This is a genomic window from Rhodococcus sp. R1101 (assembly GCF_000278445.1).
Taxonomy (GTDB): domain Bacteria; phylum Actinomycetota; class Actinomycetes; order Mycobacteriales; family Mycobacteriaceae; genus Rhodococcus; species Rhodococcus gordoniae.
In genome coordinates this window covers 1-5,017 of record NZ_AJVB01000278.1, presented here as the reverse complement: position 1 = coordinate 5,017, position 5,017 = coordinate 1, and the positions used below count along the sequence as shown (strand labels likewise).

The 5,017-nt window shown below is 70.3% G+C and carries 5 protein-coding genes; all 5 read right to left on the bottom strand.

What is annotated here, in order from left to right:
• Positions 1-957, bottom strand: a 957-nt coding sequence (gene mnmA, locus R1101_RS0115855) for a tRNA 2-thiouridine(34) synthase MnmA (RefSeq protein WP_037223778.1), incomplete at its 3' end; no start/stop codon positions are given.
• Positions 954-2,189, bottom strand: a complete 1,236-nt coding sequence (locus R1101_RS0115850; protein WP_016934364.1) for a cysteine desulfurase family protein — start codon at positions 2,187-2,189, stop codon at positions 954-956. The genes mnmA and R1101_RS0115850, both read right to left, overlap by 4 nt.
• 42 nt (positions 2,190-2,231) lie before the next feature.
• On the bottom strand, positions 2,232-3,122 hold the full coding sequence (locus tag R1101_RS0115845; protein WP_016934363.1) for a lysophospholipid acyltransferase family protein: 891 nt from the start codon (positions 3,120-3,122) through the stop codon (positions 2,232-2,234).
• Positions 3,119-3,949, bottom strand: a complete 831-nt coding sequence (locus tag R1101_RS0115840; protein ID WP_016934362.1) for a GNAT family N-acetyltransferase — start codon at positions 3,947-3,949, stop codon at positions 3,119-3,121. The genes R1101_RS0115845 and R1101_RS0115840 overlap by 4 nt, the downstream gene beginning before the upstream one ends.
• Positions 3,950-4,093: 144 nt before the next feature.
• Positions 4,094-5,017, bottom strand: a 924-nt coding sequence (locus R1101_RS0115835; protein ID WP_016934361.1) for an electron transfer flavoprotein subunit alpha/FixB family protein, incomplete at its 5' end; no start/stop codon positions are given.

Sequence of the window (5,017 nt, the reverse complement as noted above, 5' to 3'; positions counted from 1 at the left end):
GATGCCCGTGCCCACCGCTTCGGCGACGGCCGGGGCCAGTCCACCGTGTGCGCGGACCTGAACGACGCACTCGATCGGGCCGACGGGAGCCGTGCCCGAGGTCCACACGGCGCGCTCGGCCCGGATCGATCCGACCTTCAGCTGTTCGGCGCTGCCGACCCGCACGGTGCCGCTCTCCGGCTCGATCGCCGTGACGTAGCGGGGACGACCGTCGGGTCCGGGTCCGGCGATGCCGAGTCCCTTGCGCTGGCCCACGGTGAAGCCGTGCACACCTTCGTGCTGCGCGAGCACCTCGCCGGAACGGTCGTCCACGACGGCGCCCGGGCGCACGCCGATCCGGGCACCGAGGAAGGCTCGCGTGTCGCCCGAGGGGATGAAACAGATGTCGTGGCTGTCGGGCTTGTTCGCCACCGCGAGTCCGCGTTCGGCCGCCTCCTCGCGGATCCGGCTCTTGGGGGTGTCGCCGACAGGAAACACCGCGCGCGACAACTGCTGCGCGGTGAGCACGGCCAGCACGTACGACTGGTCCTTGTCGGCGTCGACGGCGCGGCGCAGCACTCCGCCGTCCAACCGCGCGTAGTGACCGGTGGCGACGGCGTCGAAGCCGAGGGCCACGGCGCGGTCGGCCAACGCCGAGAACTTGATCTTCTCGTTGCAGCGCAGACACGGATTCGGGGTCTCACCGGCCGCGTAGGACGCGACGAAGTCGTCGATCACGTCCTCCTTGAAGCGGTCCGCGAAATCCCACACGTAGAACGGGATTCCGAGCACGTCGGCGGCGCGGCGGGCGTCGCCGGCGTCCTCCTTCGAACAGCATCCCCGCGAGCCGGTGCGCAGCGTGCCCGGCGCGCTCGACAACGCGAGGTGTACTCCGACGACGTCGTGTCCGGCCTCGACCATGCGGGCGGCGGCGACCGCCGAGTCCACACCGCCGCTCATTGCCGCAAGAATCCTCATCTCCGGTCACCTCCTCGTCCACCGGCGCTCGCCAGTCCGGCGGCGCGAGCCCTGTCCACCACGGAAGGGAGAGTCTCGATCAGTTTCTCGATGTCACCACGGGTCGTCGTGTGTCCCAACGAGAATCGGAGCGATCCACGCGCCGTGACGGGGTCCGATCCCATCGCGACGAGCACGTGGCTCGCACGCGCGACCCCGGCCGTGCACGCCGAGCCGGTCGAGCATTCGATACCGGCCGCGTCGAGCAGCATCAGGAGCGAATCCCCTTCGCACCCGGGGAATGTGAAGTGTGCGTTGTTGGGCAGTCGCCCCGCCCCGCGGGGGCCGTTGAGGATCGCCTCGGGAATCACCGACTCGACACCCGCGACGAGAAGATCGCGCAGGCGTGCGAGTTCGGCGTTACGTCCGGACAGGTCCGAGGTGACCTCGCGCAGCGCCGCAGCCATCGCCACGACGGACGCGGTGTCCTGTGTACCCGAACGCACGTCGCGTTCGTGACCGCCGCCGTGGGCGAGCGGCACGCACGGCACCTGCCTGCCGAGCAGCAACGCGCCCACCCCTTGCGGCCCACCGAACTTGTGGGCGGCCAGGGTCAGCGCCGACAGACCGCTCGCGGTGAAGTCGACGGGGAGATGAGCGACCGCCTGCACGGCGTCGCTGTGCATCGGGACGTCGAACTCGGCGGCGACGGCGGCGAGTTCGACGATCGGCATGACGGTGCCGACCTCGTTGTTCGCCCACATCACGGACACGAGGGCGACCTCGTCGGCGTAGCGCGAGAGTTCGTCGCGGAGCGCGCCGGGATCGACGCGCCCGGACCGGTCGACCGGAAGCCACGTCACCACTGCGTCCGCGTGCTCGACGAGCCATTCGACGGCGTCGAGCACAGCATGGTGCTCGACCGCGCTCGCCAGGATCCTGCGACGACGGGAATCCTGGGCGCGGCGGCCCCAGTAGATGCCCTTGATCGCCAGGTTGTCGCCCTCGGTACCACCGGAGACGAAGATCACCTCGGAGGGCCGGGCTCCGAGGGCGGCCGCGATCGACTCTCGCGACTCTTCGATGCGGCGGCGCGCTGCGCGCCCCGAACCGTGCAGGGACGACGCGTTTCCGACGGTGGTGAGAACCGACGTCATCGCCTCGACGGCCGCAGGAAGCATCGGCGTCGTCGCGGCGTGATCGAGGTAGACGGTCGTGGAGGTACCGGAGGGACCGGAGGCGGGCGAGGTCATGACCGATCCAGGATAGCGGGTGGGCACGGGTGCCCGCCGCGCTCAGGGGGTCCGCGGCCGGGCGGCGTCCGCCCTGTGCGCCGCACCGGCAAGCGGTGAGCGGTCGACCGGCACGGACGATATGGCATCGGCCACACGATCGGCGCGGACCGCGCGGTCGCATCGGGCCGCGAGATCACGCCGGTCCTGTCCCGGCCGTTCGAGCGGCGCCAGGACGACTTCGGCGACGACACCACGGTTCCGGATCATCCGCCGGAGCGACGACCCGATCGTCTCGTCACCGACGAAGGCGGGCACCGCAGTGGACTCGCCCGTGCGGTGGCGGTAACGCAGTCCGACCGGCTGGACAGCGCACTGTGCGTCCACCGCCGCCTGGAGCAGTGCGGGACGGAAACCGCCGTAGGCCCGACCGCACCATGTCGTGCCCTCGGGGAAGACCGCGACACGTTCGCCTGCGAGCAGGCGGCTACGTATCCGATCGATCACGTCGGGCAGCAGACGCAGCCGTTCCCGGTCGATGGCGATGACGCGCATCCGGCGTGCGAGTGTGCCCAGCACACCCCAGTCGAGCAGGTCCGCCCGTGCCACGAAGGCAGCGGGAGCGACCGCGGTGAGGACGAGCACGTCGGTCCACGAGACGTGCGGTGCAACGACGAGCACGCCCCCTGCGTGCGCCCGCCGGTCACGTCTGTCGTCGACCGTCGGGCGGATGCCCACGCACCACAGCAACACGCGCGCGCTGCGACGCAGCGTGTGTTCCCGGCGCGTCGCGGGAATCATCCGTCCGGCCGACAGGAGTGGTACCACCGTCAGCACGAGCGCCACGATCGCGATGCGCAGCCCCACCGTCGGCAGACCCACACGGTCCACGTCGTCCGGCAGACACCGGGCGCCGCACGGGCTCGACGGCATCCACCCGTGCAGCCGCGTCATCGCGCACCACCCTCGTTGCGCTCCGCGACGGCCCGCAAGCGGGCGAGATACCGCGCATCCGCCCGGTCCACGGCGAGTATCGCGACGAAGTCGGCGACACCGAAGTCCGGGTCGTGGGCCGGTTCACCACAGATCCGGGCACCGAGCCGGAGATATCCGCGCAGCAGCGGCGGCACCACGGGGCGCGGTGGCGGCGCGATCTCGTCGAGAGGGTGGCCGTCGACCACGACGGGGTTCAACGGGCGTACCCGTGATGCGGGCTCGATCGCGTGTCGGTCGAGCAGAAGGTCGCGCACACCCCGCACGTTCGACGCCTCGGGTTCGTCGGGCGTCGTGCGCAGGGGCACCGACACGCATCCGACGACCTCGTGGTGTCCGGTCATCTCGAGATAGAGCAGGATCCCGGCCCACATGAGGGTGAGCACGGACCCGGAGCGATGGGCCGGATCGACGCAGGCCCGACCCATTTCGACGAGGCCGCGTCCATGGGGATCGAGGGCGGTGAGATCGAATTCGGTGGCGGTGTAGTACCCACCCGCCTCGCGCGCGGCCTCGGGCAGCAACATCCGGTAGCAGCCGACGACATCGCCGGTGACCCGGTCGTGCACGAGTATGTGGTCGCAGAACTCGTCGAAACGGTCCGTGTCGAGGCCGGTCCCGGAATCGGGGAGCCGGAAGCCCGGTTCGTTCGCGAAGACCCGATGGCGCAGACGTTGCGCAGCCGTGCGAACCGACGGTTCGGTCGAGACGACGAGGGAATAACGGGGGCCGGACAGGATCGGGGCGGTGAACTGACTCGGGCGGTACAGCACCGACGATGTGGTCATGCCGAAGGTGTAACGAGTGCGGGAGGCGTGCCGGCGGCGCCGGGATGTCGCGGTGATGCATCGCCGATGAACACTCCGCCGAACAGATGTGGCCCCGCTCCTCGAAAGGAACGGGGCCACCAGGGATCGGTCTGCCCGAGCAGATCAGCCCTTGTGCTTCTTGACCTCGTCGGTCAGCTGCGGAGCGACGTTGAACAGGTCGCCGACGACGCCGTAGTCCGCGATCTCGAAGATCGGGGCCTCTTCGTCCTTGTTGACGGCGACGATGGTCTTCGAGGTCTGCATGCCGGCGCGGTGCTGGATCGCACCGGAGATGCCGAGTGCGACGTACAGCTGCGGCGAGACCGTCTTGCCGGTCTGACCGACCTGGAACTGGCCCGGGTAGTAGCCGGAGTCGACAGCGGCGCGGGACGCACCGACGGCGGCACCGAGCGAGTCGGCGAGTTCTTCGACGACGGAGAACTTGTCGGCCGAACCGACACCGCGGCCGCCGGAGACGACGATCGACGCCTCGGTGAGCTCCGGACGGTCGCCGCCGACGATCGGATCGCGCGAGACGATCTTCACGGCGTTCTCTTCCTGGGCCGGAACCTCGACGGCCACGCGCTCGGCGGCGGCAGCTTCGGGCTTGGCCTCGACGGCACCCGGACGGACCGAGATCACGGGGACCTCACCGTTGGTCTTGGCGTCGACGGTGTACGCACCACCGAAGATCGAGTGCACGGCCGAGCCGTCGGCCTTGACGTCGACGACGTCGACGAGCAGACCGGAACCGATGCGGGCGGCGAGACGGCCCGACACCTCCTTGCCCTCGACGGACGCGGCGGTGATGACGGCGGCGGGGCTGGTGGACTCGACGAGCGACGCCAGGATGTCGACCTTGGGGGTGACCAGGTACTTGTCGACGTCGTCGGACTCGGCGGCGTAGACCTTGACCGCACCGGCGGCGGCGAGCGCGTCCTGCAGCGCGTCGGCGGTGCCGGGGGCACCGGCGACGACAGCGGCGGGTTCGCCGAGCGCACGCGCGGCGGTGGTCAATTCGGTGCTGACCTTCTTGAGCGCGCCCTC

What these genes read in the sequence shown, in the direction of transcription:
- R1101_RS0115840 (WP_016934362.1), bottom strand. Translation starts at nt 3,949, where the DNA reads ATGACCACATCGTCGGTGCTGTACCGCCCGAGTCAGTTCACCGCCCCG.
- R1101_RS0115850 (WP_016934364.1), bottom strand. Translation starts at nt 2,189, where the DNA reads ATGACCTCGCCCGCCTCCGGTCCCTCCGGTACCTCCACGACCGTCTAC.
- R1101_RS0115845 (WP_016934363.1), bottom strand. Translation starts at nt 3,122, where the DNA reads ATGACGCGGCTGCACGGGTGGATGCCGTCGAGCCCGTGCGGCGCCCGG.